Origin of the sequence: Salinibacterium hongtaonis (assembly GCF_003065485.1) — a bacterium.
GTDB classification, from domain to species: domain Bacteria; phylum Actinomycetota; class Actinomycetes; order Actinomycetales; family Microbacteriaceae; genus Homoserinimonas; species Homoserinimonas hongtaonis.
In genome coordinates, this window is sequence record NZ_CP026951.1 from 1,746,127 (window position 1) to 1,772,184 (window position 26,058).

Here is a 26,058-nt window from a genome sequence, read left to right on the forward strand (position 1 = left end):
CCTAGAACAGCGTCGGTTGCATCTCGCGCATGCGGGCGGCCATGGCCGGCGGCATCTCCTCCGCGATGAGCGACCCCTCGCTGCCGACGCCCTGTGGCGTGTCGGCCGCATTCCGGGCGCGACCCAGAGCGCTGGAGTGCACCCCGCCCGTTGCGGGGTCTTCTCTGCCGCGCTCGAGTCCGTGCGCACGAATCAGCGGCTTGACCTTGGCTGCCAGCCAGGATCGGTATTCCTTGGGCGCGTAAGCCCCCTTAGCGAAAAGGCTGCGATAGCGACCGACCAGATGCGGGTACTCCCGCTCTAACCAGGCGAAATACCATTCGCGAACTCCCGGCCGCAGATGAAGCGCCGAGTAGACCACGGAGGTCGCTCCCGACTCTTTAATCTGAGCGAGCGCGAGATCAAGGTGGGCGCGTGTGTCCGTGAGAAATGGCAGAATCGGCATGAGAAAGACCGTGCAATCGAGCCCCGCCTCGCGGGCAGCCGTCACGGTGGCGAGTCGGGCCTTAGCAGTGGGAGTCCCTGGCTCAACCGACTGCTGGAGATCGTCGTCGTAAATCGCTATCGACATTGCCAAATCGACGGGAACGTGCTCACTCGCCTCGACCAACAACGGCAGATCCCGCCTAAGCAGCGTGCCCTTGGTGAGAATCGAGAGAGGCGTGCCGGTGGATGCCAGGGCTGAGATGATTCCGGGCATGAGCCGATAGCGGCCCTCCGCCCGCTGATACGGGTCGGTGTTGGTGCCGAGGGCGACCGGATGATGACCCCAACTCGGCCGCGCCAACTCCTGAGAAAGCACCTCAGCCACATTCACTTTGACAATGATCTGGGTGTCAAAATCTTTGCCTGAGTCGAGATCGAGATACGTGTGGGTCGGGCGGGCAAAACAGTACGTGCACTGGTGGAGGCAACCGCGCATGGGGTTGATGGTCCAGCCAAACGGCATGTGGCTTTGACCCGGCACGCGGTTCAGCGCGGACTTGGCCAGCACCTCATGAAACGTAATGCCCTCAAACTCCGGAGTTCGCACCGTGCGCACCAGGTTATTGAGGCGCGCGAGGCCCGGAAGCACGTCGGCCTGTTCGCTGTTGATCTCTTGCCCACTCCATCGCATGGGTCTATTCGAACATAGTTTCGAACGGATCGCACGCCGCGAATCGCGGGCCGCGACACCTCGATGTTCACGGATCACTCATATAGACAGGTGATGATGGAGCCATGAGCGAGCCGACAGTAGAAAATGCCCCCGAGATCCACCACTACGTTCTTCGTCTCGACGGTGAAGAGATCGGGCATATCAACTACCGGGACCACGGAGACCGGCGCGTGATCTTGCACACCAAGGTTGACGACGCCCACACGGGCCACGGCTATGGCACGACCCTGATCGCGGCGGCACTCGACGACATCCGCGCTCAGGGCAAGCGGGTCGTCACCCTGTGCCCCATGGCCGCAGCCTATGTGATCAAGCACCGCGACTACGACGACATCGTCGACCCTCCGCACGTGCTTGAGGGCTGAGTTCAGCGGGCCCCGCGGCAGATTAGCGCTGGGGCGGCAGTAGAACTCCCGCAAAAACCAGCTCTCTGATGCTCGGCAGCGTTTCGACGAGGAGCGCTACCCCATCGACCTCGAGCAACTGAGCGATCGCGTCGACGATGGCGCGGATGCTGAGCTCGCCATCGCACGCACCGATCACGGCTGCCACGGCGGTGTCGAGCGGGTAGCTCCGCGCGAAGCCCCCTCCCTGGCGCAGCGTCATGACGGTGGGGTCCTCGGCACCGGGCCAGTAGTGCCGCTCTTCTGTGACATCGCCAGAGACGGTGAGACGAGCATCCGCAATTGCGTCGCCGACAGCGACAAGCCAATCGTTGGCAGCGAAGGACGCGGCGATTGTGGCGCCGAGGGCGCTTGAGCCGAGAGGCCCGTCGAGGCGCTCGAGGCGGAGAAGCGACGGGCTCCCCGAGACCGGCTTGCGAAGAGCGATGTAGCCAAAGCCAACGCGCGTGACGCCGCGCTCCTCAAAGTCATCGAGCCATGCCCGGTAGAGCTCATCGAACTCCGGCGTGCCAGAGCGGGTGCCACCATCCCGAATCCAGGTCTCTGCATACTGCTCGACCGACTGAACCTCGCGCTCGATAATCCACGCGTCGAGACCGGTTGCCTCGAGCCATTCGGCAATGCGGTCGAAGGCATCGGCGGTCTGCGTGTATTCCCAGTTGCCGAGCATCTGGGCGGTCCCTCCCGGCCGAAGATGAGAAGCCGTGCCGCGAATCACCGAGGCGACAAGGGCATCGCCCACCATGCCGCCATCCCGATACTCATAGGCGGGCACTCCCTCGGTGCGGGGAGTGATCACGAATGGCGGGTTCGACACGACCTGATCGACCGATTCTCCCGAGACCGGCTCGAATAGACTCCCGAGGCGAAACTCGATGCTCGGCACTCCGTTGAGCTCTGCGTTGAGCGCTGCAAGCTCAAGTGCGCGCTCAGAGATGTCTGTAGCGATGATGTGCTGCGCGTGCCGGGCCGCGTGCAATGCCTGGATGCCGCATCCAGTGCCCAGGTCGAGCACGGTTCCCACGGGGTCTCCCACCATGAGACCGCTCAGGGTCATCGACGCTCCTCCGACTCCGAGCACATGGTGCTCAGGAATGGCATGGCCGAGCGCAAGTTCACCCAGATCGCTCGCGATAAAGAACTCGCCAGCGCCGTGTGAATCGATGAAGCTATAGGGGCGCAGATCGAGCCGCGGCACGACCCACTGCGCTTCGTCCGATGACCCTGCGTAGTCAACGAGGCCCAGGGCGACCGCTCCGTCGATGCCCAGAGCAGGCATTGCTGCCGTGAAATCGGGAATCGTGACCGGAAGTCCGAGGATGAACGCCCTGGCTAGGGTGGCCAGCGGGCTGTCGACCGTCTCGATTGCGCGCAGCGCCGGAACTCGCTGGCCGCGAAAGAGGGCGGCATCCGCCTGTTCTCCCCAGAGCTCGGTCAGCGACTCAACAGAAAACTGGCATGCCTCAAGATCAGAGCGAAGCCTGGCTACCAGGGCCGCGTCTGCGCGAGACGTCATTCCGCGCCGCCGTTCGAGTCGTTGCCCGGCAACGCATGAGAGCGCAGCAGCTCCTCCATCTCGGCCAGGCCGAACTGGCGGGCTATCGCCTGCGCTGTATGACCGCCGAGGTCGGGGTCTGCTCCTGCGGCGAGCAGCGTGGTGACAATTTCGGAGTTGTTTCTAAACACGGCGCACGACATTGCCGTCTGCTCCATGTCGTTGACGCGGTTGACGTCGGCTCCTCGCTCGATAAGCGCTGCAACCGCTTGGGGATGCTGGTGATACGCGGCAAGGATGAGAAGGGTGTCCCCCCGTGAGTTGGTGAGGTCGACCGGGATTCCCGCATCGAGGAGGGGCGCCAGCTGCTCTACAGCCCCCGTACGCGCCATCTCGAACACCGACTCGAGAAAGTCGTGCTCTTCTGGAGTGAGTTCTGGGGTGGTGGTGTCGGCCATGGTGCTCCTTCGACGTGCGGAATTCAACGGTACCCGCTGCCGATGTCAGCAGCTCGCGTTACCGTGGAATGGTGATCGCGCACAACGACAAACCGATCCTCTATCTCGCCACGGCAGAGGAGTGGCAGGCGTGGCTCGAGGAGCACGGTGACACCTCTCCCGGTGTTCGTCTGCAAATGCGCAAAAAGGCCTCCACGAAGCCCGGCTTTCGCTATTCAGAGGCCCTGGATGTTGCCCTCTGTTTTGGCTGGATCGACGGTCAGCTCAACTCCCTCGACGAGGATTTCGTACTTCAGTCGTTCACTCCGCGACGTGCCCGGAGCATCTGGTCTCAGCGCAATCGGGAGCATGTCGCGCGACTCACAGAAGAGGGCAGGATGCGACCGGCCGGCATCGCCCAGGTCGAGGCCGCCAAGGCGGACGGCCGCTGGGCTGCCGCCTACCGCACAGCAAACGCGCCCGTTCCCGACGAACTTCAGGCTGCTCTCGATGCTTCTCCGACCGCTGCCGCGGCGTTTGAGGCCCTCAACGCGCAGAACCGATGGGGCGTGATCTTTCGCGTGAGCGGGGCAAAACGGCCGGAGACGCGCGTCGCACGCTCCGCCAAGTTCGTCGAGATGCTCGAACGGGGCGAGAAACTGTTCTGAGGCCCGTTACCGCGGAGCGAGCACCCTGCGCAGAATCGTGCGCTCCGCGAGGGTCCAGGCTGTGCTGACCGCGAGGTAAATCGCCGCCGCCAAGGGGACCACGGCCGCAAAAACGACGGTGATGAACGGCAGCCAGCTCATCGCCCCCATCGTGCGCACCATTGCTGGAGGCACATCCGGCGCCCCCTCGAACCGCGGCGCCGACGCGGCGAACGCGAGCCCGGTCATGCGGGTGAACCACGAGGTGGCAGAGATCACAGCGAGCACCGCCAGATACACGACGATCACGGACGGGCCCGCCCCTGCGCCGAGCGCGGCAAACAGGGAGTCCCCCAGCCGGGCGCCCCAGAGGTCTGCGCCGAGAAGCGCATTCTCATGACCGTTGATCTCGGTGAGAATGAACAGGCCGTACACAATGGAGAGAACCGGCGCCTGAAGCAGCGCGGGCGCGATACCGGCCAGCGGTGATGCCTTCTCTTCACGGTAGAGCTCCATGGTCTTCTGAGTCAGCATCTCCGGCTTCTTCTTGTACTTGAGTTGTAGCGCCGCGAGACGCGGGTCAATTCGTCTGCGGGTGTATTCCGACCGCACGAGTGCCGCGCCAAAGGGCACGAGAGCGCCCCTCACCCCGACCGTAACGAGCGCAATGGCTAGGGCTGCGGCGAGCGCTCCGGCCACAGGGTCAAGAAAATCCACGAGGGCAGTGATGAGGGTATAAGCCGTGTCGAGCACGGCGGCAATAGGGCCAAACGCGTAAAAATCCATGAGAAAGGTGTCCTCTGGTCGACGGATGCTGGGGCCATATGGCCGCGCGGCATCGACAACGACGACGCCCGTCTAGGGGCGCGGAGGGCTGCGCGGTGCGCTATGCGGCCGGGAGCTGCCGCGCCGGGGCACGCGAGCGGGTGCGTCCCGCCGTGTCGGGGTGCTGCGGTGAAGGGGTAACGCTCAGAGCATCCCGATGCTCTCTGGCCCGGTTGCCGATCGTGATCTCGTGCCCGACCAGGGCGAGGGCTGCCTGTCGCGAACCGAGCAGGGCGGAGATGGCCACCGCGGCGACAGCGGCGACGATGAGCGCAGACGGTTCGACCTGTGCGCAGGCAACCACGAGGAACGACAGGGTGAGCGCCATGATGAGATTCCGCTTGATCGTGGTCACCGTTCCCCCTCCCGTCGTGTGACCTCATCGTATTCGGTTGCCTCGATCTCGGCTACGCAGACCAGAGGTATGCCGCGGGCGGGAGCCGGGCTGCCTAGACTTCTCTGCATGCGTGCAACGGTTATCCATGGCGAACGGGATGTTCGCCTCGAAGAAGCCCCCGAACCCCAGCTGATTGCAGACACCGATGCGGTGGTGAGGGTTGTCGCAGCATGTGTCTGCGGCTCTGACTTGTGGCCCTATCGCGGCGTGACGCCGACCACTGAGCCGCACAGAATCGGGCACGAGTTCGTGGGCATCGTCGAGCAGGTCGGCGCGGCTGTCTCCACGGTTAGCCCCGGCGACTTTGTCATCGCCCCGTTCTATTTTTGCGACAACACCTGCGTGAACTGTGCGAACGGCGTGAGCACGTCGTGCCTTAATGGCGGATGGTGGGGCGCGGTCGACAGAAACGGCAACTTTGTCGACGGGGCTCAGGGCGATCGCGTTCGGGTTCCCCTCGCCGATGGCACGCTCGTGGCGACCCCCGAGATGCCAACCGACGACCTCATCCCGAGCCTTCTCACGCTCGCCGACGTCATGGGAACCGGCCACCACGCGGCCGTTTCGGCCGGGGTCACCGCCGGCAGCACCGTTGCCGTCGTGGGCGATGGCGCCGTCGGCCTCTGCGCCGTGCTCGCAGCCAAGCGTTTGGGAGCATCCCGAATCGTCGCAATGTCGCGCAACGATGTACGCGCCGCGATCGCGCGCGAGTTCGGCGCAACCGACATAGTGGCCGAGCGGGGCGACGAGGGTGTGGCCCGACTCAAGGAGATGATCGACGGCATTGGCCCCGACTTTGTGCTCGAATGCGTTGGTACGAAGGAGTCGATGGACCAGGCCATCCGCTCAGCCCGGCCCGGCGGAATGGTCGGGTACGTCGGAGTTCCCAACGGAGGCCCCGAACTGCCCATCCGGCGACTGTTCAACACGAATGTCGGTGTCAACGGCGGTGTTGCTCCCGTGCGCGGATACATAGAAGAGTTGCTGCCCGAGGTGCTCAGCGGCGCCATCAACCCCGGCCTCGTTTTTGACCTTGAGGTCCCGCTCACCGAGATCGCAGAAGCCTATGCAGCCATGGACGAGCGACGCGCAACCAAGGTGCTGGTGCGCCCATAGAGTTGGGTGAGTGACCACCGCACCCACCGTTCTCGCCGTACTCCGCAGCCCGCGGGCTCTCACCGTTGAGGTGCTCGCAGGAGTCGTCACGACTCTCGCGCTCATCCCCGAAGTCATTTCGTTCTCCGTGATCGCCGGAGTCGACCCCAAGGTGAGTCTCATCGCGTCGGTGGTTCTGGCGATCTCGATGTCATTTCTCGGCGGCAGACCCGCCATGATCACCGCGGCCGCCGGAGCAGTCGCACTGGTGGTCGCTCCCCTGGTCAAGGAGCACGGAGTCGAATACCTGCTCCCGGCCGTCGTGCTGGCTGGCCTCATCCAGGTGCTGTTTGGGGTGACAGGGCTCGCCCGCATCATGCGATTCATTCCCAGGTCGGTGATGATCGGATTCGTGAATGCGCTCGGCATCCTAATCTTTGTCGCCCAGGTTCCGCATCTGCTGGGTGTGCCCTGGCTCGTGTACCCGCTGTTCGCGCTCACCGTGGCAATCGTGCTCATTCTGCCGCGATTTACGACGGCGGTTCCCGCACCGCTCGTGGCGATCGTCGTGGCCACGGCGATCACCGCGGTCGCACATCTGAACCTGCCGACCGTTGCGGATCAGGGTGCGATCGGAGGCGGCCTTCCCGGCATCACTCCCCTTCTCGTGCCTCTCAACCTTGAAACGTTGAGCATCATCTGGCCGACCGCTCTGAGCGTGGCCTTCGTCGGTCTCATGGAGACCCTTCTCACGGCAAAGCTTGTCGACGACATCACTGACACCCGCTCGAATAAGGGTCGTGAGTCGTGGGCGCTCGGAATCGCCAACATTCTCGCGGGCTTCTACGGCGGCATCGCGGGATGCGCCATGATCGGCCAGACCGTGGTCAACGTCAAGCTGGGCCGGGCGAGAACGCGGATCTCTACGTTCGTGGCGGGAGTGTTTTTGCTTCTGCTCGTCACAGTGCTCAGCGGCGTGATGGAGCTCATCCCTATGGTCGCTCTGGCCGCCGTGATGATGATCGTGGCGATTCGTACCGTTGACTGGCACAGCGTGCGGCCGTCAACGTTGCGCAGGATGCCGCTCTCCGAGACGCTCGTCATGCTCACGACCGTGGCTATCGTTGTTGTGACGAGCAACCTCGCAATCGGCGTCGCCGCGGGGGCGGTGCTCGCGATGGTGCTTTTCGCCCGCCGTGTGGCGCATGTGGCACGAGTGAGCCGCACCGAGGCCGACGGCCGGGTGCGCTACACCGTCAGCGGCCCACTCTTCTTCGGCAGCAGCAATGACCTGGTCGAACAGTTTTCGTACGCAGACGATGCCGCAGAAGTCGTCATCGATTTCAGCGCAGCCCAGATTTGGGATGCCTCAACGGTCGCCGTGCTCGATTCGGTGCAGACCAAATATGCGGAGCATGGGTGCACGGTGACCTTCACCGGGCTCGACGAGCGAAGCACTGCGCTTCATGGGCGCCTCTCCGGATTTCTTTAGGAAACCGCGGGCTGAGCCTCTGCCGAAACCTGGAGAGCATCTCGCCGCAGGGCCGCCGCCGTTGCCGTAATGCGGTTGGCCATTCCGTTGAAGATGATGCCGTGAAACGGCAGAATCGCGAGCCAATAGAGCCTTCCGCTGAGCCCGCGGGGAAAGAAGATTGCACGCTGCCGGTAGAGCGCGCCATCGCCATCCGGAATCGCCTGCATCTCAAGCCAGGCGAGCCCCGGTACCCGCATCTCCGCCCTGAGCCGCAACAGCGAACCTCGCTCGAGCCTTTCGACCCGCCAGAAGTCGAGAGCATCGCCGGTCTGAAGTCGGTGCGGGTCACGGCGCCCGCGTCGCAGACCCACTCCCCCGACCAGTTTGTCCATCCACCCCCGCAGAGCCCAGGCGAGCGGGAGTGAATACCACCCGTTCTTGCCCCCGATTCCCTCAATCACGCTCCAGAGTTGCTCTGGGCTCGCGTCGGTGCGCCGCTCCTTCACATCAACAAAGACCGTGTGACCTGCCCAGTCGGGGTCGCTCGGCAGCGGATCGCTGGGGGCGCCACCCACGGAGGCATCTTGCCAGCTCGTCTCGACCTGATTCTCACGCATCTTGCCGAGCGCGAGCCTGACCGCCGTGCGGTAGCCGGTCAGCCCACCGGGGGGAGGCGGGATGACCTCATCGATGTCGTGCTCATGCACGACACAATCGTTTTGCAGGGAGGAGATGATGGGCACGGCGAGGCTGCGAGGGATGGGAGTCACGAGGTTGACCCACTGAGAGGCCAGCCACGGCGTGAGCACCGGAAGTGACGCAATAGCCCGCTGCGGCAGCCCTGCTTCGAGCGCGTAACCGTTCATCATCTGGCCATAGCGCAACACATCCGGCCCACCGATGTCATACGCCCGATTGATCTCCGGCGGCAAGTCTGCGGCCGCGAGCAGGTAGTACAGCACGTCTCGTACGGCAATCGGTTGGATGCGATTACGCACCCACCGCGGGGCCGGCATATAGGGCAAGACATCGGTCAGGTGCCTGATCATCTCGAACGACGCAGAGCCTGACCCGATCACGACCCCCGCTTGGAGCACGACGGTGGGCACCCCCGACTCCAGCAGGATGCGACCCACCTCGGTTCTCGATCGCAGGTGCGGCGACAGTGTCGCGCGCAGCGGATGGAGCGCCCCGAGATAGACAATGCGGCCAACACCAGCGGCGGCTGCGGCGGAGGCAACTGTCTCGGCGATGGCTCGCTCCGCCCGTTCGAAGTCACCCCTCGTTCCCATCGCATGTACGAGGTAATAGAGCACGTCGATGCCTTCGCACGCCCTCCGCACCGCTTCGGCATCCGACAGGTCGCCCTCAACGATCTCCACGCTGCAAGCCCACGGAACATCGACGAGCTTGAGGGGGTTTCGCACTAGAACGCGCACGCGATGGCCCGCCTCCAACAGCCGCGGCACGAGCCTGCCACCGATGTAACCCGTCGCCCCCGTGATCAGCACCATCTTGGACGTCGATTCAGGGGTCGCGGAAGAGTCGGTCATGTGCCGCACGTTAGCGCCGATCTCTGAGAATCGGTGCCGTCTCTCGATGAGAGTTACTGCTGGCTCTTGACCGAAATCGACCCGTTGCTGCTGCGGAGCTCGATCTCGTTGTCCGCATCCGGAGTGTCGGTGATGCCGATGTCGGTGCGACCGTTGCTCGTGGAGGCATCAACCCGATATTCGCCTCGCGGAACCGTCAGGTCGATGCCGCCATTCGATGTCTCGGCCCGAACGCTCTGCGGCGTCGAAAGGGCGAGCTCGATCGAGCCGTTCGACGTCTCGACGACGATGTCTCCGCCCGAGAGCCCCGTGCCTTTGATCCGGCCGTTGCTCGTGCTCGCCTCGACATCGCCGTCGATGTCAACGAGCTCGATCCGACCATTACTCGTGCTCACATCGACGTCACCCAGGTTCTGGAGCTGGATCAGGCCGTTCTCGGTGCCGCCACTGACGGGGATACCCGCAGGTACCTCGATCGTGTAGCTCACGTCGCAGCGAAAGCCGCAGCCCTCAAGTAGAAGTATGCCGTTGTCGACCGTCACAGTCGATCCCGGAGGGTTGCCATAGTGCTTGATCACGCGGTTGACCGTGATCACGTCGAGCCCCTCAACACCGGTAATCGAGACTGTTCCCGAGTCGCTGTCGATGACCACCGAATCCACTCGGTCATCAATGGATGCGTCGTCGCTGAACGTGGAACGTGGGAAGAAGACGCATCCTGATACCGCCGTGATGGTGAGTGCCGCGGCAGCGACAACGGCGAGAATGCGGGCGGAGGATGGCAATGAAGTGATCACGTCTTGAGCCTAGGGAGCGATGCGACCCGAAGGAATCGGGTGAGACCCCGAGATCGAAAGCGAAATACTCAGGGAGAACCCCGAGCGTTGCTCTCTACCCCGCCCGCTCGTCGTCGATCACCGACCGGCTCACCGCATCTGCGGCCGCCATCACGATTTCGGCCACTCTCTCGGGGTGGCTCAGCATCACAGCGTGCGAGCTGTTGATCTCCACCGTGGTCGCCCCAGCCCGACGCGCCATTGCATGCTGCGCAACGGGCGGAATGATGTTGTCGCGCGAGGCGAGGAGGTACCAGCTCGGGATGCTCCTCCAGGCCGCCTGCCCCGACGGCGTGCCGAGGGTAGCGAGCGATGCGGGCCTTTGGGCCGAGGCTAGCCAGGCCGCGTGATCCAGCGCGAGATCTTGCGCAAACAACCGGTGAAAGTGCACGGGGTCGAGGTAGGCCTCCGCCTCCACCTCGCCGGGCACCGATCTCATGATGAGGTGATCGGGGAGTTCGCTGCGCCCGCCGAGCGCAAGGGCTCCCACGACAGATTCCCCATCGTCGAGGGCGAACGCGCTGAGATAGACGAGGGCGTCGACACGGGGGTTGCCCACAGCGGCATTGGTAATGACCGCACCACCGTACGCGTGCCCGACAAGAACCACCGGCCCTGCGATCGTTGCCAGCACTGACCGGGTGTAGTCGGAGTCGCTCGTGAGACCTCGCAGTGGATTGGCCACGGCCAAGGTCGGATAACCCTGAGAATGCAAACGGGAGATGACCGCGGCCCAGCTAGACGAATCAGCGAAGGCACCATGAACCAAAACGATGGTGGGAGCGGAGGTGTCGGTGCGGACGTTGATGCCGGCAACGTCGTTGGGGCGGGCAGGGTCACTCATGTCGTCTCCTCAGGGGAACGGCTGAGGTATCGCCGAGAAATCCGGGAACGCCTCACCGTTGTGGGTGTCGCAGGAGGCCGACGCGCGTTCGGGCGCGGGTCGTCGCAGTGCCTCGGGGGTGCGAGGCGATTACGAGTGTGCGGCGGCTGGCTCACGTCGGGGTTCGCAAGCCACGGTGCCGTCGCGTGTGCCAACCACGGTACCCCCGGCTGGGCGCCGCGCCACCCGCACCCGCGATTTCTCATCTGCCTCGACGATCGAGGGTGAGGCTACTTCTTGAGGGCGCGCACGATCTTGGGGAGCGAGTACCCGGCGATGCACGCGAGCGGGATGCTGACCGTGAGCAGAGCGATGAGATTCGGCACGAAGCGCGGGCCGCGTGGGCCAGGCACATAGATGCCGACAGGAACACTCATGCCCCCTCCGCCACCGCCCGTACCCGAACCAGCATCATGCTCGCCTTCGTGCTGCATGTCTCCCGCTCCGCCGCCGAAGCCAAAGCTCACGAGCGCAACGGGCACAGCCTCGACACCACCGATGGTCACCTTGTCGCCGTAGCTGAGCCGGGTTCCGACGGACGAGGTCATACGTTCCGAAAGGGTTTCTACGTTGTTCGACATTCCCTGACCATACTCGGCCAGGGCACCCGCGCCAGGGCGTTTGCCTGGGAGTTGACCAGCGCATCGCGCACCAAGGCTTTCTCACATTGCCCCGCGCCCCGCCGACACCGCAGACTGTAATCGCACGAGCCGCCGAGCAGAGAAGAGCCAGCAGAATGGCCGAACCCACAGAGGGCCGCGTTGCCGTCTACATCGATTTCGACAACATCGTCATCAGCCGCTTCGATCAGATCTATGGCCGCGGTCACTTTCTCAAAGAACACATCCGCTCCATCACCGCCGATAGCGTGCGTGACGACCGCGATCTCGCATCCCGACTTGACCGCGCGACCGTCGACATCGGGGCCGTGCTCGACTACGCGTCGTCGTTCGGCTCGATCGTGATCAGCCGGGCCTATGCCGACTGGTCGATCGAGGTGAACTCCAGCTACCGCGGTCAACTCATGGAGCGCGCCGTCGATCTCGTTCAGCTCTTCCCCGCCGTGCGTTCGATGAAGAACGGTGCCGACATCCGGCTCGCGGTCGACGTGGTCGAAGACCTGTTTCGCCTGCCCGACCTCACCCACGTAGTGATCGTCGCTGGTGACAGCGACTACATCCCCCTCGCTCAGCGGGCGGCACGACTCGGGCGTTACGTCGTCGGCATCGGAGTCGCCGGGTCGACCAGCAAGTTTCTTGCGGCAGCATGCGATGAGTTCGCCGATTACGACGGACTCCCCGGCATCGCTGAGGATGCCCCATCGGTAGAGGTCGAGCAGGTGCCCGAGACGGGCGAGAATGCCGCCGGTGGCACCACCGACGGCGGCGATTCCGCGGCCGAAACCGGCAAAAAGGGCAGCCACCGCGCAAGCAGAAAATCCGCCGAACCCGCAGATGCTCGCGCAGCCGCACCCAGCAAGAGAGCAATGCAGGCGGCCCAGCAGGCGGCTTCTGCCCTGCTCGTGCGCGCGCTGCGACTGGGCCACGCCAAGAATGACGCCGAATGGCTGGGAAGCTCGGGAGTCAAGAACCAGATGCTGCGGATGGACCCGTCGTTTCAGGAATCGGCGCTCGGGTATAAGAACTTCACCGACTTCGTGAAGTCGCGCGGAAACATCGTCGAACTGAACGAAGACGGCCTCTCTCGGCGCCTCCGGCTGCGGGAGAACGGCGAAAAGTAGCGTTCTCGTTCTCCAGCTTTGTGTCGCATACTGTGCGACATGCTCACGATCGGTTCAATTGTGTGGGGTGTGCGCGACCTTGAGCGCGGCATCGAATTCTGGTCGAACGCCCTCGGCTACGGCCCGAGGGATGAGCCCGATGACGACTGGGTGATTCTGGCCCCTCACGACGGTGCTGGGCCGCAACTCGCGCTCAGTCTTGTGTCTTCTGCTGCCAGCACGCGGCGCCGCCATCACCTCGATCTCTACGCCGACGACCAATCGGCCGAGGTCGCCCGGCTGGTCAGCCTCGGGGCGCAGCGGGTCGAATGGGATTACGAAGACGACGCGGACTACGTAGTGCTCGAAGACCCTGACGGAAATCGATTCTGCGTTATTGAGGCGTCTGAGCAACTGGCGCGAGCATCGCACTGAGGCCACCGTGTGGGCGCTACACCCCCCTCCGGTGCCGTCCGACCACGATCGTCGCATCGCACGATTCGTCCCGTTCGATCACGCAGGTGAACCCTGCCGCGTCGAACGCGCCTGCCGTGAGCGGGGCCTGTCGTTCGCTTGTCTCGATGAGAAGCCAGCCCGTCTCGGTGAGCCATTCGGATGCTCCTGCCACGACTCTGCGCTGCACATCAAGACCATCGACCCCTCCGTCGAGTGCAGCGATGGCCTCGTAGACTCTGGCCTCCGTCGGCATGTATCGCACTTCGTCGGTCGGCACATACGGCGCATTGGCGACAAGCACATTCACCCTGCCTCTGAGAAAGGCGGGAAGCGCATCAAAGAGATCGCCCTCGAACACTCGGTTAGCCGCCCCTACGTTGTGCCGCGCTACGGCGGCGGCGACGGGGTCGATGTCTGACGCGTAAACATCGGCACCCGGCACTTGCGCTGCTATCGACGCCGCAATGGCTCCTGATCCACAGCACAGATCAAGCACGATGCTGCCGTCGCCGGAGAGGGCGATCGCACGCTCGGCGAGCCATTCCGTGCGACGGCGCGGCACAAAAACTGCGGGCGCCACGGCGATGCGCAGACCGCGGAACTCTGCCCACCCGAGAATCCGCTCGAGCGGTAGGCCCTCAACGCGCAGCCGCAGCATCCGTTCGAGATCGGCGTTGGAATCCGCCGACTCCCGCAGGAGTGCCGCTTCGTCTTCTGCGAACACGCAGCCAGCCGCCCTGAGCGCTGCAACCACATCGTCGTCGGTCATCATCCCTCAGCATGCAGCAGCCGTAGCCGCTGGCGCCAGACCTAGAGCGCTATCGGCGGTTCCTCGGCCAACTGCTGCCGCACTAGCGGAATCACCTGGCGACCATACAGTTCGATCGATCGCATCAGCTGCTCGTGCGGCATCGTGCCGTTTGCATACTTGAGGTCGAAGCGAGAGAGCCCCAGGCCCTTGGCCGCCCGAACGATCTTCGCGGCAACCGTCTCGGGGGAACCCACGAAGAGCGCGCCTTCTGCGATCTCGTGCTCGTACTCCGCGCGCGTGATGGGGGGCCAGCCGCGATCCTTGCCGATGCTGTCGCGGTTGGCCCTAAAGTGCGGCCAAAGTTCTTCGGCCGCCTCTGCATCCGTCGCGGCAATGTGACCTGGCGAGTGGGCGCCAATGGGCAACTCCTCGCGGCCGAATTGGGCAAGTGCACGCTTGTAGAGCTCGGCGTAAGGGGCGAAGCGCAACGGATCTCCGCCGATGATGGCGAGCATCAGCGGCAATCCGTAGTGGGCGGCCCGAACGACGGACTCCGGGCTGCCGCCCACGCCAACCCAGGTCTTGAGCGTGCCACTCTCAATGCGGGGGAACACGCTCTGATCGGTGAGCCCCGCCCGCAGTTTGCCCGACCAGGTGACGGGCTCGTTGGTGATGAGTGCGGCGAACAGATCGATTTTCTCTTCGAAGAGTTGCTGGTAGTCATTCATGTCAAAGCCGAACAGCGGGAATGACTCGGTGAACGAACCGCGTCCGATAATGACCTCGGCACGGCCATGAGAAAGTGCGTCAACGGTGGAGAAACGCTCGAAGACCCTCACGGGGTCGTCGGAGCTGAGAACCGTGACCGCAGAGCCTAGACGGATGCGCTCGGTGCGGGTGGCGATCCCGGCGAGCACGACCTCGGGGGCCGAGACGGCAAAGTCGGATCGGTGATGCTCCCCTACGCCAATGAAGTCGACGCCTACCTGGTCGGCGAGCACTGCCTGGTCAACGATGTTGCGGATGCTGTGGGCCTGGCTGAGCACAGTGCCGTCGGCTTCGGCCATCACGTCGCCGAACGTGTCGAGGCCGAGTTCAAGTGAAGAGGTCATGATGGGCTTTCTGTCGAGACGTAGATTCATGCGTTTACATTGACCTGTAACTCCGAAAATTCACGATAAATTCCCTTGACTTTGCCCCGCAACGCTGGGTGGTTACACCGTAGACAGAACGGTGTATTACATATTGATGTCGCACCACTAGACACCCCCGATTTTCGGGCTAATCTTCCGGTATGGGAGAGACAGCGGGGATCGCGGAACCCAAGTTATTGGGTGGCCGCTACAGTCTAGGAGCACTGATCGGCCGGGGTGGGATGGCCGCCGTCCATCGCGGTCACGATCAGTTTCTCGACCGAGAGGTCGCCATTAAGATCTTTCGCGCCGCCGCGGTCGATCAGGCAGACGCCGATCGCCAGGAAGCGGAGATTCGCACCCTGGCTGCACTCAACCATCCGAGCCTTGTTACCGTTCTCGATGCCGGGGTCTTCGTGCCTCGACCAGAGACGCCGACCATATTTCTCGTCATGGAGCTGCTCAGCGGCGACAACCTTCAATCGCACCTCAAGCACGGCCCGCTCTCCCCCGGCTCAGTCGCCCGGCTGGGCACCGACCTGGCAGAGGGGCTGAGCTACCTCGGAGAGCGCCGCGTGGTGCACCGCGACATCAAACCCGGCAACATCCTTCTCGCCGAATACAGTCACCGAAACCAGCGCACCCGTGCCAAACTCATCGATTTCGGCATTGCTCAGTTGGCTGGAAAACCGCAGTCACTCACGCCGGGCACCACAACGGGAACAGCACCGTACCTGAGCCCTGAACAGGCCAACGGCGAAGACGTCGGCCCGCCCAGCGACATTTACTCGCTCGGGCTCGTGTTGATCGAGTGCCTCACAGGAGAGCGAGTGTTCCCCGGCGACGCGATCCCCTCAGCGATGGCCCGGCTCATCAATGACCCTCGCGTACCAGAATCGCTCTCGCGCGACTGGCGATCCCTGCTCACGTCGATGACGGCCCGTGAGCCATACGACCGCATCGATATTGCCGACGTCGTGGCCCAGCTTGAGTGGATCGCCGCGACGGAGCTTCCCCACGAAATCGTGCCCGCCCGCGCCCGAGTTAGCATTGCGGCGGCAGCCTCGGCCTACTCGGCTGCAGCCTCTGCCGCGGCGGCGCGATCCGTTATCGCCGCTCTCTCCGGCTCATCGGGCGGGCTCGCATCCGGCAGAATCACCCCCGCAGCGAGCGCGTAGAGATCTCAGCCGCCCGCTCACGGCACAATAGAGTCATGGCTTCTCCCGCGACTCCCCCGAATCGGCTTCGAACGATTGCGGCGTGGGTGATCGCAACGGTGTCGCTGTTGCTGACGGTACTGTTCGCGGGGTTGCTCGCCCGTGACGCCTCATTCGCTCCCGCCTGGTTTGGAGCGATCTGCTTCGGGCTCTCCTCCCTCGGCGCCATCACCACGATCGAACTCGACCGGCGATCCCGCCGCCAGTAGTCCCGCGTCCTACAGGCGCATCAACCTGAGTGCGCAAACCCACGCTCGGTGGTGGAATGGTGCCGTGGACGCCACCCCTCAGCCCCAGTTCGTGCTCTCTTCGGACGGCCTCAAGCTCGCCACCTACGATTTTGGCGATCTCGATGCCCCGCCCGTCGTCGCCCTGCACGGCTTCGCCGCATCGGCCCTCGTCAATTGGCAGGTGACGGGATGGATCCGCGACCTGACCCGTGCCGGCCACCGGGTGATCGCGGTAGACCAACGTGGGCATGGGCAGAGCGACAAGCCTTACGATCCAGAGCGTTACACCATGGAACTCTTCGTCGACGACCTGTCGCAAGTGCTCAACACCTACATGCTCGGCGACGTCTCACTGCTGGGGTACTCCCTGGGCTCGCGTGTGAGCTGGCTCGCCGCGCCGGCGCTTCCCCACCTCGTCACCCGGGCCGTGCTCGGCGGGCTGCCGGAGGGAGACCCCCTGACTCGGTTCGATCTCGAAGCGGCTCGTGATTACGTGCGGACAGGGAGGACGATTGAGGACCCCCTCACCTCAGCATTCGTCATGATGGCGGCACGGGTTCCCGGCAACGACCTCGAATCACTGATTTCGCTCGTGGAAGGGCTACGCGGCGGCCTGCAGGCCGACACCACAAACGCGCCGGAGCAGCCCCTCCTGCTCGGCACGGGCACCGACGACCTCATCATCGACCAGTCGCGTCGGCTGGCCGAAAGTGCGCCGCACGCGCGCTTTGTCGAGATTCCCGACCGTAACCACTTCAGCGCCCCCTCGTCTGGCGCGTTCAGAACCGCTGCCGTCGCCTTTCTGAGCGAATAGGCGCCTCCGGGCGCGCACCTCTGCAGGAGCCTCGACAACGACGCAGGGCCGACATCCCCTGATGGCGGATGCCGGCCCTGCGATCGAATGGCGCGTTACTGTGCGGCGCGCTCCAGAACCAGCTCACGGACGCGGGCAGCATCCGCCTGGCCCTTCATAGCCTTCATGACGGCACCAATCACGGCACCGGCGGCCTGAACCTTGCCGTCCTTGATCTTGGCAAGAACGTCCGGCTGCGAGGCCAGAGCTTCGTCGATCGCCGCAATGAGCGCGCCGTCGTCAGAGACAACGGCGAGGCCGCGCTCCTTGACCACGTGCGATGGCGATCCCTCGCCGGCGATAACGCCCTCAAGCACCTGGCGGGCAAGACGGTCGGTGAGTTCGCCGTCTTCGACCATGGCTACAAGCTCTGAGACATGCAGCGGGCTCACGAGGCTCGCAGCATCCACGCCACGCTCGTTGGCGACACGCGCGATCTCGCCCGTCCACCACTTGCGGGCAGCATGAGCGGATGCCCCTGCCGCGGTCGTGGCCTCAACCTCGTTGAGCAGACCCGAGTTCACGACATCCTGGAACTCAAGGTCAGTGAAGCCCCACGCCTCCTTGAGGCGGCGGCGACGAATCGCGGGGGCCTCGGGAAGCGCTGCACGCAGTTCGGCGATGAGCTCCTTTGACGGCTCAACCGGCAGAAGGTCGGGCTCGGGAAAGTAGCGATAGTCGTCGGCGTCGCTCTTGGGGCGACCCGCCGAGGTCTGGCCCGTGTCTTCGTGCCAGTGACGGGTCTCCTGGATGATCGTTCCACCCTTGGCGAGAATCGCCGCCTGACGCTGGATTTCGTACCGGATGGCACGCTCAACGCTGCGCAGGCTGTTGACGTTCTTCGTCTCGGTGCGGGTACCGAGCGGCAACGGCAGGCCTGCGACCTGAGCCTCGGCTACCGCAGCGCGCGAACGCAGCGAGATGTTGGCGTCACAGCGCAGGTTGCCGCGCTCCATCTTCGCCTCGGAAATACCGAGCGAGATCACGATGTCGCGAATAGCCGAAACATACGCTTTGGCCAGCACGGGGGCGTCATGCTCTGCCCCGTAGATGATGTTGGTGACGATTTCGACGAGGGGAACACCGGCACGGTTGTAGTCAACGAGCGAGTATTCGGCACCCTGGATGCGGCCGGTCGCCCCGCCGACGTGCGTGAGCTTGCCCGCATCCTCTTCCATGTGAGCGCGCTCGATCGACACGTCGAAGAGACGGCCGTCGGGCAGCTCAACTTCGACGTTGCCGTCGAACGCGATCGGCTCGTCGTACTGGCTGATCTGGTAGTTCTTGGCGAGGTCTGGATAGAAGTAGTTCTTACGTGCGAACCGCGACGACGGTGCGATCTCGCATCCGAGGGCGAGGCCAAGGCTGATCGAATCCCTAATTGCCTGCTCGTTCACCACGGGCAGCGAGCCGGGAAGGCCGAGGCACACGGGAGTGATCATCGTGTTGGGCTCACCCGTGCCACCGTCGGCCGCGGCCGGGTTGGGGGCATCCGAGAACATCTTGGTCTTGGTGTTGAGTTCGACGTGCACCTCGAAGCCGAGCACGGGCTCGAACAACTCGAGGGCCTTGTCGAAGTCCATCAGTTCTGCTTTGGCCATCAGACCGCTCCCTCCTGTGCTGCAAATTCTTCACCGAGCGCCAGGTCGGGCGCCCTGCTGATGAGGGTGTGTCCCCATTGCTCTTCGAGGAGCGCCTCCAGGGCTGCACCCACCGTGTAGAGCCGGGCATCCTCGCGAGCGGGAGCCATGATCTGCAGACCGGCGGGGAGCCCGTCCTCTGCGGCGAGGCCCATGGGCAAGCTCATACCGGGAACACCCGCGAGGTTCGCGGGGATCGTCGTGACGTCGTTGAGGTACATCGCAAGTGGGTCGTTGAGCTTCTCGCCCAGCTTGAACGCCGTGGTGGGCGCAGAGGGCGAGACGAGAACATCCGCCTGCGTGAACGCAGCATCGAAGTCGCGCTGGATGAGCGTGCGAACCTTCTGCGCGCTTCCGTAGTAGGCGTCGTAGTAGCCGGCGCTCAGCGCGTAGGTACCGAGGATGATGCGGCGCTTTACCTCGTCGCCCAGGCCAGCCTCGCGGGTCGCGGCCATGACATCCTCAACGGTGCCGCCGCCAGGAATCTTGGCGCGCATGCCGAATCGAACGGAGTCGAATTTGGCGAGGTTGCTCGATGCCTCTGCGGGCAGGATCAGGTAGTACGCGGCGATGGCGTACTCAAAGCTCGGGGCAGAGACCTCCACGATCTCGGCACCGGCTGCGGCCATCGTGTCGAGGGCCTGGTGAAACAGCGTGTGGACTCCCGCCTGGAAGCCCTCGCCATCAAGCTCTTTGACGACGCCGACGCGAACACCCTTGAGCGAGCGCGACTGGGCGCCGGCACGGGCGGCTTCGGCGAAGCTCGGCCACTCGTCCCGCAGCGACGTGGAATCGCGGCGGTCGTGGCCCCCGATCACATCGTGAAGCAGAGCGGCATCGAGAACGGTGCGTGAGACGGGGCCGACCTGGTCGAGCGACGACGCAAGCGCGATCGCACCGTAGCGAGAGACTCCGCCATAGGTGGGCTTGACGCCGACAGACCCGGTGACGGCGGCGGGCTGACGAATCGACCCACCGGTGTCGCTGCCGAGGGCGAGGGGTGCCTCAAACGCGGCGACCGCAGCGGCCGAGCCGCCACCGGATCCACCGGGGATGCGGTCGAGCGACCACGGGTTGCGGGTGGGGCCATAGGCCGAGTGCTCCGTCGACGACCCCATGGCGAACTCGTCCATGTTGGTCTTGCCGAGCGGCACCAGGTCTGCCTCGCGCAGCTTGCGCACAACGGTTGCGTCGTAGGGCGAAACCCAGCCCTCAAGGATGCGGGAGCCTGCCGTCGTGGGCATGTCGGTCGTGCACAGGATGTCCTTGATAGCGATGGGCACACCGGCAAGGGCGCCCAGAGGCTCTCCTGCTGCGCGGCGTGCGTCGATCGAGGCTGCGGTCGAGAGGGCAGCATCCGAAACATGAAGGAACGCGTGAACGTCTCCGTCGACTGCTGCGATGCGGTCGAGGTGCGCCTGCGTTGCTTCAACGCTTGACACCTCGCCGGATGCGAGCTTGGAACTCAGGTCTGCGGCAGAAAGCCGGGTCAGGTCGGTCACTGCTCTTCTCCCAGAATTGCCGAAACGATAAATCGGCTCTCGTCGTGCTCAGGTGCCCCCGCGAGTGCCTGCTCGGTCGTCAGCGTCTCGCCAACAACATCGGGCCGGAACACATTCGACAGCGGGATGGGGTGCGAGGTCGCCGGCACGTCTGGCGTGGCGATCTCCGACACCTTGGCGATCGAATCGACGATTGCGCCGAGCTCGCCCGTAAGCTTCTCGATCTCCTCGGGAGTCAAGGCGATGCGCGCCAGATTGGCCAGGTGCGCGACCTGCTCGTTCGTGATTTCAGACATAGTTCTCCGAAGCGTTGTGGCCGGGGGTACAGCCAATCCTATCCGCCCGACCTGACACCGCTCGGCGGCTATCTGGCCAGAATCTGCTGAGCCTGACCCGGCACCTCCGCTAGACGACCGAGACCGATCAAAGCGAAGCTTCGCATTGCCTTGGTGCCGGCGGCAAAATAGCCTAGGTGGCCAACGGCCGAGCCGAGGGTCTTGCCCGTCACATCGTCGTGACCGGTACCGACGTCCATCTGCACGGCGCCGAAGGCGGGATCCCCGGGATCGCTACCGTGAAAGGCGATGTCGGCCACAGGATCCCACGACGCCTCGCCCACAAACACCGCTCCGTCGGCAAGCCCGAGGCCCCTGACATCGTCGACCGCGACTCCCGGAGATCCGACGATCGCCAGCGCGTCGATATCTAGGGTGCCCCGCTGGAGCGCAATGGACGCTGCAGTCGACCCATAGGAATGCGTGATGAGCGACACTTTGGGTTGCCGATCCCCGCGGACGGCGCGCAGACCATCGACGGTTGCGCTGAGCGCGTCGGCCCCATCATGTGCGAGATCGAGTGCGCCGACGGTGAAGATATTGGGCGTCTCATAGCCCATCCAGGCAACGGTGGCGATGGACGAGGCCGAGGGAGGATCCGTCGTTGACGAAGACATCTCTGTACCCGCGACGTGCGATTCGGAGGTCGATTGCGAATCGGACGACGCGAGGATCGGGCCCGCAGAGAGCGGATTCGCAACCAGAGACATTTTGTCTCTGTGAATATCGAGTGCGATCTCCGTCCAGTCGACTATCTGACCCTGCACAGTGAAGAACATCCCTGGCACCAGAAAGCTGACATAGTCGGCCTCTGCGACATCGCCAAGGGCGACTACGGCTTGACCCGGCCACGCGACATCGACGGCAAGAAGATGCCGGGAGGGAATCTGGCCCTGTTCGCCGAGTGCGAGCCGCACCTCCCGCAGCATGTCGAGTCTCGCCTCATCGGCTGCGCGTGCCGCGGTTCCTCCCGCACTCGCGAGCCCCGCCTCGATCTGCGAGATCGTGATCTCGAGATAGGCCCGGTTCGCTGCATCACGCACGTCGTAGGGAACCCCGTCGAGATTGCCGACGAGACCGGGAACAAGGGCAACGAGGTCATGGCGCTTCTGCTGGGCAAGCTGCGACCACCACCTCACGACCTCCGTTGACTCCGGGGGGTTCTCGCCGAGCGCACTGAGCGTGCTGGCGTACCGAGTCGCAAAATCGCCGAGGGCGAGCCGGTCGAGGTGCGCGACACCGTCCAGGAGCGCTAGCCCATCGAGCGCGCCAAGACCAGCCAGTTGGCCGGCGGGAGAAAGCGTCGGGAGGCGAGACGACGCAGCCCGGTAGCTGATCGATGCCGCCGTTGTTGATGCCGTCGGAGATGGCCGCGGGGTCGCCACAATAGCCCCGGCGAGTCCGAGGACGAGTGCCGAGGAAGCAACGATCGCCACGAGACGAGGGAGCACGGTAGACCCTTCACTCTCCTGAATCGAGGACGGCCAGTAATGCTCCAGTGTAGGGGCATGGCGACGAGCATCTCTTAAAAAAGCTCAGTTGTTAACAAACCCTGTTCATTAGGCCCGGCGAGCTCTGTTCTTTAGGCCCGGCGAGCTCAAGAGTCGAGTGCTGTCGGCCCCTCCCGCACGAGGAGCGCGAACTGGGCGGCATCGATGATGCGAACGCCGAGCTCCTCTGCTTTGGCGAGTTTCGAGCCGGCACCGGGACCCGCCGCCACGAAATCCGTCTTCTTAGAGACGCTGGAGGCCGCCTTGCCGCCGGCCTGGATTATGGCTTCTTGCGCACCCTCGCGGGAGAAACCCTCGAGCGCGCCGGTCGCGACAACCGTGAGCCCGGCGAGCGGACCGCCCGCCGCTGCGGCCGCACCAGGACCGGGGTGACCGGGCGTCGCAAACTGCACCCCCGCATCCGCCCATCGCTGCACAATCTCTCGATGCCAGTCGACATCGAACCAGTCCATGAGGGCATCGGCGATGATGGGGCCAACCCCGTCGACCGCGGCGAGTTCGTCTCGCGACGCCGAGCGGATGGCATCCAGAGACCCGAAGTAGTCGGCGAGAGCGCGCGCAGCGACGGGCCCCACATGCCGAATGTTGAGGCTGACGAGGATGCGCCACAGCGGCTTAGTCTTAGCCTTCTCGATCTCGTCGAGGAGCTTGGTGGCTGCGGCGGAGGGCTGCTGGCCAAGCAATCCCGCCTTCTTCTCGGCGGCGCTGGGATTGCGGCGAAACGGCGTGCGCATTCTGATGGTGCCGTCTGGCTCCTCTTTAGGCAGGCCAGTTTCGGCGTCACGCACCATCACCTCAATGGGGATCAGGTCGCCCAGCTCTAAGTCAAAAAGACCAGCCTCGGTTTCGAGCGGAGGGACCTCCGGCGTCGTTGGCTGCGTCAGCGCCGCAGCGGCGACCTCGCCGAGGACCTCGATGTCGAGGCCGCCCCTGCTGCCGATGTGCTCAACCCGACCCCGCACCTGGGCCGGGCAGCTTCGCGCGTTGGGGCACCTCAGATCAATGTCGCCCTCTTTCATCGCGCGCAGCGGCGTGCCGCACTCGGGGCAATTCGTTGGCATTACAAACTCGCGCTCGGTGCCGTCTCTCAGCTCAACGACGGGGCCCAGGACTTCGGGAATCACATCACCGGCCTTACGCAACACGACGGTGTCGCCGATCAACACGCCCTTGGCCTTAACAACGTCCTGGTTGTGAAGCGTGGCCTGGCGCACTTCGCTGCCCGCAACGCGCACCTTCTCCATAACGGCGAACGGCGTCGCGCGGCCCGTGCGGCCAACGCTCACCACGATGTCGAGAAGCTTGGTGTTGACCTGCTCTGGCGGGTACTTATAAGCAATCGCCCATCGCGGCGCCCGGCTAGTCGCCCCCAGCTCATCGTGCAGGGCAAGCTCGTCCACCTTGACGACGATTCCGTCGATCTCGTGCTCCACGCTCGCGCGGTTCTCGCCGTAGTACTCGATGAACTCGGCGGCACCCTTGGCCGAATCCTTGACCTGAAAGTAGGGACTGGTGGGGAGCCCCCAGCCCGCTAGGAGCCCATAGACCTCTGACTGACTCGAGACGGGCGGATTAGGCCAGGCTCCGATGCCGTGAACGAGCATGCGCAAGGTCGAAAGACGCCGGTGCATCTGAGCGAGCTTGTCGGGCGATTTGCCCTCCGCCTTCTGCCGAAGGCTGCCAGAGGCTGCGTTGCGCGGGTTGGCGAAGATACGCTCGCCGGTAGCCGCCTGCTCAGCATTGAGAAGCCTGAATGCCTCCACAGGAATGAATACCTCGCCGCGGACCTCGACGATGGGCGGATGCCCCTCACCGGCAAGGCGCTGCGGGATAGACGCCACGAGACGGATGTTCTCGGTCACGTCTTCGCCGGTTCGCCCGTCGCCTCGCGTGGCTGCGGTCGTGAGCACGCCGTTTTCGTATCGCAAGTTGATGGCGAGCCCATCGATCTTGAGCTCGCACAGGTAGTCGACTCGGCGGTGGGCATCCCGTTCGACCTTGGCGGCCCACGCCTCAAACTCCTCGATGCTGAAGACGTTGTCGAGGCTGAGCATACGCTCGGCGTGCTCGACAGGGTCGAAGAGCGTTTGCGCCCGCCCACCCACGGTCTGCGTCGGACTGTCTTGCCCCTGCAGCTCGGGGAACAGATGCTCGAGCTCTTCGAGCCGGTGCATCAGAGCGTCGTACTCCGCATCCGAAACGAGTTCGGTATCGCGCTCGTAGTACGCCTCGCGGAGTTCGAGGATGCGGGTCGTCAGCTCGTCGGCTTCGGCCTTGGCCGCATCGAGCTCTGGAGGGGTAACGGACTCTGCCACCCTCTCAGTCTAGGCACCGACACCGACACCGACAGGCGTCGAATACCCGGCCGAAGAAGCAGCGTTACGCGTCGGCAGGAACCGCACTCACGGTGCGGTCGATCGTGCACTGGCCCAGAACGCGAGTGCCCACATAGACAACCGCCGTCTGGCCCGTCGAAACACCGTTCAGAGGCGTCGTGGGTCGGATGACGAGCTCGGGCCCTGCCTCAGTGTCGACAACCTGGGCGATGGCGGGCATGGGATCGGAATGAGCGCGCACCTGCACGTGGCAGTCGAACGGCACAGCGGGGTTATCGGGTGCGAGGCCAGCCCAGGTGAACCGGGTTCCCGCAACCTCGGCAAGGTCAAGCGCCTCACGAGGTCCAACAACGACCGTGTTGTCCTTGGGGCGAATCTCCAACACAAACCGCGGCCGACCATCGACGCTGGGCACACCGAGGTTGAGGCCCTTGCGCTGGCCGATGGTGAACGCGGCGGCACCCTCGTGCTTGCCGATCACCGCACCGGATCGATCGAGGATCGTGCCCTGCTCGGCGCCCACTCGGTCGGCAAGCCACCCGCGAGTGTCCCCGTCGGGGATGAAGCAGATGTCGTGGCTGTCGGGCTTGCTCGCGACACTGAAGCCGCGCTCCGCGGCCTCGGCCCGCACCTCTGCCTTCGACGGGGTGTCCCCGAGCGGAAAGAGGCAGTGGTCGAGCTGGTCGGCCGTGAGCACGCCGAGCACATACGACTGGTCCTTGGCCCACGCTGCGGCGCGGTGCAGCTCCCGGTTGCCCTCAGCATCCGTGACCACCTTGGCGTAGTGCCCCGTGACGACGGCGTCGAACCCCAGGTCGATGGCCTTCTCCAGTAACGCGGCGAACTTGATCTTCTCGTTGCACCGCATACACGGGTTGGGCGTGCGCCCCGCCTGGTACTCCTCGATGAAGTTGTCGACAACATCGAGCTTGAACCGCTCGGAGAAATCCCACACGTAGTAGGGGATGCCGATGATGTTGGCGGCACGCTGGGCATCCATCGAGTCTTCGATCGTGCAGCATCCGCGGCTGCCGGTGCGCAGTGTGCCCGGCATGCGGCTGAGCGCAAGATGAACACCGACAACCTCGTGGCCCGCCTCGACGGCGCGGGCAGCGGCGACGGCGGAATCCACCCCGCCACTCATCGCTGCTAAAACCTTCACCGAAGCA

General features: G+C 64.4%; 26 protein-coding genes. 9 read left to right on the forward strand and 17 right to left on the reverse strand.

Annotated elements, in window-relative coordinates; all coding sequences use genetic code 11:
• Position 1: 1 nt before the first annotated feature.
• Entirely contained in the window at positions 2 to 1,117 is a 1,116-nt protein-coding gene (locus tag C2138_RS08390) for an Rv2578c family radical SAM protein (RefSeq protein WP_108517023.1), read from the reverse strand.
• Positions 1,118 to 1,221: 104 nt separating this feature from the next.
• On the opposite strand from C2138_RS08390, the gene C2138_RS08395 reads away from it, so the two are divergent.
• A complete protein-coding gene (locus C2138_RS08395; protein WP_108517024.1) occupies positions 1,222 to 1,524 on the forward strand; it encodes a GNAT family N-acetyltransferase in 303 nt (100 codons plus the stop codon).
• Positions 1,525 to 1,546: 22 nt separating this feature from the next.
• Here C2138_RS08395 and C2138_RS08400 read toward each other — a convergent pair whose 3' ends face one another.
• A complete protein-coding gene (locus C2138_RS08400; protein WP_108517026.1) occupies positions 1,547 to 3,079 on the reverse strand; it encodes a DUF7059 domain-containing protein in 1,533 nt (510 codons plus the stop codon).
• Positions 3,076 to 3,516 carry an ankyrin repeat domain-containing protein gene (locus C2138_RS08405; RefSeq protein ID WP_108517028.1) on the reverse strand — a complete coding sequence of 147 codons (441 nt, stop codon included), beginning with the start codon at positions 3,514 to 3,516 and terminating at the stop codon, positions 3,076 to 3,078. Before C2138_RS08405 ends, C2138_RS08400 begins: the two co-directional genes overlap by 4 nt.
• 68 nt (positions 3,517 to 3,584) lie before the next feature.
• Between C2138_RS08405 and C2138_RS08410 the strand changes: the two genes are divergently transcribed.
• A complete protein-coding gene (locus C2138_RS08410; RefSeq protein ID WP_108517030.1) occupies positions 3,585 to 4,163 on the forward strand; it encodes a YdeI/OmpD-associated family protein in 579 nt (192 codons plus the stop codon).
• A 6-nt stretch (positions 4,164 to 4,169) separates the two neighbouring features.
• Here C2138_RS08410 and C2138_RS08415 read toward each other — a convergent pair whose 3' ends face one another.
• Positions 4,170 to 4,928, reverse strand: coding sequence for a YidC/Oxa1 family membrane protein insertase (locus C2138_RS08415; RefSeq protein ID WP_108517032.1), 759 nt, complete (start codon positions 4,926 to 4,928; stop codon positions 4,170 to 4,172).
• A gap of 100 nt (positions 4,929 to 5,028) precedes the next feature.
• Positions 5,029 to 5,322, reverse strand: a complete 294-nt coding sequence (locus C2138_RS08420; RefSeq protein ID WP_108517033.1) for a hypothetical protein — start codon at positions 5,320 to 5,322, stop codon at positions 5,029 to 5,031.
• Between the two features lie 108 nt (positions 5,323 to 5,430).
• On the opposite strand from C2138_RS08420, the gene C2138_RS08425 reads away from it, so the two are divergent.
• A complete protein-coding gene (locus C2138_RS08425) occupies positions 5,431 to 6,480 on the forward strand; it encodes a zinc-dependent alcohol dehydrogenase family protein (RefSeq protein WP_108517035.1) in 1,050 nt (349 codons plus the stop codon).
• A gap of 10 nt (positions 6,481 to 6,490) precedes the next feature.
• Complete coding sequence (locus tag C2138_RS08430; RefSeq protein ID WP_108517037.1) at positions 6,491 to 7,951, forward strand: SulP family inorganic anion transporter; 1,461 nt, start codon at positions 6,491 to 6,493, stop codon at positions 7,949 to 7,951.
• Here C2138_RS08430 and C2138_RS08435 read toward each other — a convergent pair.
• The 4 genes from C2138_RS08435 to C2138_RS08450 all read right to left on the reverse strand — a co-directional run bounded on the left by C2138_RS08435 (position 7,948) and on the right by C2138_RS08450 (position 11,786).
• Positions 7,948 to 9,486, reverse strand: coding sequence for an SDR family oxidoreductase (locus C2138_RS08435; protein ID WP_108517039.1), 1,539 nt, complete (start codon positions 9,484 to 9,486; stop codon positions 7,948 to 7,950). The two genes, C2138_RS08430 and C2138_RS08435, sit on opposite strands and share 4 nt — an antisense overlap.
• A 53-nt stretch (positions 9,487 to 9,539) precedes the next feature.
• Positions 9,540 to 10,283, reverse strand: coding sequence for a DUF4097 family beta strand repeat-containing protein (locus C2138_RS08440; RefSeq protein WP_108517041.1), 744 nt, complete (start codon positions 10,281 to 10,283; stop codon positions 9,540 to 9,542).
• Between the two features lie 94 nt (positions 10,284 to 10,377).
• Positions 10,378 to 11,166: an alpha/beta fold hydrolase gene (locus C2138_RS08445; RefSeq protein ID WP_108517043.1), complete on the reverse strand. Its 789-nt coding sequence runs from the start codon at positions 11,164 to 11,166 to the stop codon at positions 10,378 to 10,380.
• Positions 11,167 to 11,435: 269 nt separating this feature from the next.
• Complete coding sequence (locus C2138_RS08450) at positions 11,436 to 11,786, reverse strand: spore germination protein GerW family protein (protein WP_108517044.1); 351 nt, start codon at positions 11,784 to 11,786, stop codon at positions 11,436 to 11,438.
• A gap of 155 nt (positions 11,787 to 11,941) precedes the next feature.
• On the opposite strand from C2138_RS08450, the gene C2138_RS08455 reads away from it, so the two are divergent.
• Together C2138_RS08455 and C2138_RS08460 are read left to right on the forward strand one after the other, a co-directional pair.
• A complete protein-coding gene (locus tag C2138_RS08455; protein ID WP_108517046.1) occupies positions 11,942 to 12,946 on the forward strand; it encodes an NYN domain-containing protein in 1,005 nt (334 codons plus the stop codon).
• Positions 12,947 to 12,985: 39 nt separating this feature from the next.
• Positions 12,986 to 13,360, forward strand: coding sequence for a VOC family protein (locus C2138_RS08460; protein ID WP_108517048.1), 375 nt, complete (start codon positions 12,986 to 12,988; stop codon positions 13,358 to 13,360).
• A gap of 16 nt (positions 13,361 to 13,376) precedes the next feature.
• On the opposite strand, the gene C2138_RS08465 is transcribed toward C2138_RS08460, so the two are convergent.
• Together C2138_RS08465 and C2138_RS08470 are read right to left on the reverse strand one after the other, a co-directional pair.
• Positions 13,377 to 14,150, reverse strand: a complete 774-nt coding sequence (locus tag C2138_RS08465; RefSeq protein ID WP_199286520.1) for a putative protein N(5)-glutamine methyltransferase — start codon at positions 14,148 to 14,150, stop codon at positions 13,377 to 13,379.
• A gap of 41 nt (positions 14,151 to 14,191) precedes the next feature.
• Complete coding sequence (locus C2138_RS08470) at positions 14,192 to 15,244, reverse strand: LLM class flavin-dependent oxidoreductase (RefSeq protein ID WP_108517052.1); 1,053 nt, start codon at positions 15,242 to 15,244, stop codon at positions 14,192 to 14,194.
• 182 nt (positions 15,245 to 15,426) lie between these two features.
• Between C2138_RS08470 and C2138_RS08475 the strand changes: the two genes are divergently transcribed.
• The 3 genes from C2138_RS08475 to C2138_RS08480 all read left to right on the forward strand — a co-directional run bounded on the left by C2138_RS08475 (position 15,427) and on the right by C2138_RS08480 (position 17,526).
• Entirely contained in the window at positions 15,427 to 16,443 is a 1,017-nt protein-coding gene (locus tag C2138_RS08475) for a serine/threonine-protein kinase (protein WP_108517054.1), read from the forward strand.
• Positions 16,444 to 16,478: 35 nt separating this feature from the next.
• A complete protein-coding gene (locus tag C2138_RS13645; RefSeq protein WP_159078183.1) occupies positions 16,479 to 16,691 on the forward strand; it encodes a hypothetical protein in 213 nt (70 codons plus the stop codon).
• A gap of 64 nt (positions 16,692 to 16,755) precedes the next feature.
• Complete coding sequence (locus C2138_RS08480; RefSeq protein WP_241961084.1) at positions 16,756 to 17,526, forward strand: alpha/beta fold hydrolase; 771 nt, start codon at positions 16,756 to 16,758, stop codon at positions 17,524 to 17,526.
• A 95-nt stretch (positions 17,527 to 17,621) separates the two neighbouring features.
• Here the strand turns inward: C2138_RS08480 and gatB are convergent, their stop codons facing one another.
• From gatB to mnmA, 6 genes are all read right to left on the reverse strand, one after another.
• A complete protein-coding gene (gene gatB, locus C2138_RS08485) occupies positions 17,622 to 19,166 on the reverse strand; it encodes an Asp-tRNA(Asn)/Glu-tRNA(Gln) amidotransferase subunit GatB (RefSeq protein ID WP_108517056.1) in 1,545 nt (514 codons plus the stop codon).
• Positions 19,166 to 20,707 carry an Asp-tRNA(Asn)/Glu-tRNA(Gln) amidotransferase subunit GatA gene (gatA, locus tag C2138_RS08490; RefSeq protein WP_108517057.1) on the reverse strand — a complete coding sequence of 514 codons (1,542 nt, stop codon included), beginning with the start codon at positions 20,705 to 20,707 and terminating at the stop codon, positions 19,166 to 19,168. The genes gatB and gatA overlap by 1 nt, the downstream gene beginning before the upstream one ends.
• Positions 20,704 to 21,003, reverse strand: a complete 300-nt coding sequence (gatC, locus tag C2138_RS08495; protein WP_108517059.1) for an Asp-tRNA(Asn)/Glu-tRNA(Gln) amidotransferase subunit GatC — start codon at positions 21,001 to 21,003, stop codon at positions 20,704 to 20,706. The genes gatA and gatC overlap by 4 nt, the downstream gene beginning before the upstream one ends.
• Positions 21,004 to 21,071: 68 nt before the next feature.
• Positions 21,072 to 22,493: an alpha/beta hydrolase gene (locus C2138_RS08500; RefSeq protein ID WP_159078184.1), complete on the reverse strand. Its 1,422-nt coding sequence runs from the start codon at positions 22,491 to 22,493 to the stop codon at positions 21,072 to 21,074.
• Positions 22,494 to 22,639: 146 nt separating this feature from the next.
• Entirely contained in the window at positions 22,640 to 24,868 is a 2,229-nt protein-coding gene (gene ligA, locus C2138_RS08505) for an NAD-dependent DNA ligase LigA (protein WP_108517063.1), read from the reverse strand.
• A 64-nt stretch (positions 24,869 to 24,932) separates the two neighbouring features.
• Positions 24,933 to 26,051, reverse strand: a complete 1,119-nt coding sequence (gene mnmA / locus C2138_RS08510; protein WP_277871878.1) for a tRNA 2-thiouridine(34) synthase MnmA — start codon at positions 26,049 to 26,051, stop codon at positions 24,933 to 24,935.
• Positions 26,052 to 26,058: the final 7 nt, after the last annotated feature.